At 59.1% G+C, this 1,267-nt stretch carries 2 protein-coding genes; one reads left to right on the top strand and one right to left on the bottom strand.

The window, feature by feature from the left end; translation table 11 throughout:
* Positions 1-93: 93 nt before the first annotated feature.
* Positions 94-459 (top strand): hypothetical protein, encoded by a 366-nt coding sequence (locus K309_RS0135015; RefSeq protein WP_029050490.1) that lies wholly within the window; start codon positions 94-96, stop codon positions 457-459.
* A gap of 191 nt (positions 460-650) precedes the next feature.
* Here the strand turns inward: K309_RS0135015 and K309_RS0135010 are convergent, their stop codons facing one another.
* Entirely contained in the window at positions 651-851 is a 201-nt protein-coding gene (locus tag K309_RS0135010) for a hypothetical protein (protein ID WP_156914557.1), read from the bottom strand.
* Positions 852-1,267 lie beyond the last annotated feature (416 nt).

Here is a 1,267-nt window from a genome sequence, read left to right as displayed (position 1 = left end):
CGTGCACGCTCCCTGAGGGAACCCCTCCAGCGTCCATCACCGTTCTTGCTCAAATCCCCGCGCTTTCGGCATCACGAAAGCTGCTTATGCACAATGTACTTGCTCGAGAACCGGCCCGAGCACCGACGCCTGATCCACCGCTATGTCGAGGTGGCCGAGTATCCGGACGGGCGGATCGAGCTGTGGGCCGACGGCGCGTCCCTGCCCTACACCACCTATAACCGGCTCGGCGAGATCGCCCAGGGCGCGATCGTCGACAACAAGCGGCTGGGGCACGTGCTGGCGATCACGGCTCAGGTGCAGGCGCAGCGCGACAGTCGCCAGCAGGCGGGGCCGTCGCGCACGCTGCAGGGCGAACCCGTTCGGCCCCATCGCGCGCCGCTGAACGTCAAGCGGCAGAGTCTGATCAACCGGCTCAATCTGGAGATGCGATCGCGACAACCCCAATCCCACAGATAGCGGACTTTTTAACTTTGCCCACCGCCAATCAGCCGCCCTACCCTTGGCCAGACGGCCGTGACTTCGCCGCGTCGATCAGATTGTGCCTAGCCAGTACAGTACTGGCGGCTATTCGGTTCTCCTGAGCGGCCACGCTTGAGTGCCATAGCAGACGCCAGTTTGCAAGTCCGGCTAGAAGTTGTGTTGCGTTCCTAGACGTGGCCGAACGCCGATCCCGCCTGCAGGCAGGCATCTACTGTAAAGGGCGGGTTGGAGGCACTCCCGGAAGATGGAAGCACGAACCCCGCGCGCCCCTTGGCCTCACTACCACCCCGAGCAATACGTGCTCCAATGTTGCCATCGATGATCATTCTGACCAACGCATTCAGTTTTTTCACGAACATCTCGAGCATCAAGAATATCTCGATCGGAATATGCAAAGTACATGCCACGCCCCCTCAGGAGTCGGCCAAAAAGCTGCATATTGATAGACATCAACACACAGTGGGGAGGCCACCTGTACACAGGTCGCTATGTCCGATCCTCGGACAACATGGCGCCAGCTAGCCCGAGCGCACTGAATAGCGCAAGACGTTGGTGACCTCGCTCCATATACATTCCTACGGCGGCCTCGCAGGACCGGTTTAGCAGCATGAAACTTCGGCTTCCGATAAAAATCCCGTGTACTGCTGACTCTCGGGCTATAGGCAGACAATAGAATTGTCTATTTTTAGATGCGAAACCTTAGTCCGCCCTGCGAGGTGGACAATGGAGCTAAAGTCGAAACTGGTGTACAGGCGGGGAATTTGAGGCGCGGAGTAGAGGGCGG

The organism is Cupriavidus phytohabitans, from assembly GCF_000426345.1.
GTDB lineage: Bacteria > Pseudomonadota > Gammaproteobacteria > Burkholderiales > Burkholderiaceae > Cupriavidus.
The sequence above is the reverse complement of the archived record's forward strand: the minus strand, read 5'-3'. Positions and strand labels throughout refer to the sequence as shown.

Excerpts from the sequence above, each read along its gene's own strand:
- K309_RS0135010 (WP_156914557.1), bottom strand. The coding sequence starts at position 851 with ATGCTCGAGATGTTCGTGAAAAAACTGAATGCGTTGGTCAGAATGATC.
- K309_RS0135015 (WP_029050490.1), top strand. The coding sequence starts at position 94 with ATGTACTTGCTCGAGAACCGGCCCGAGCACCGACGCCTGATCCACCGC.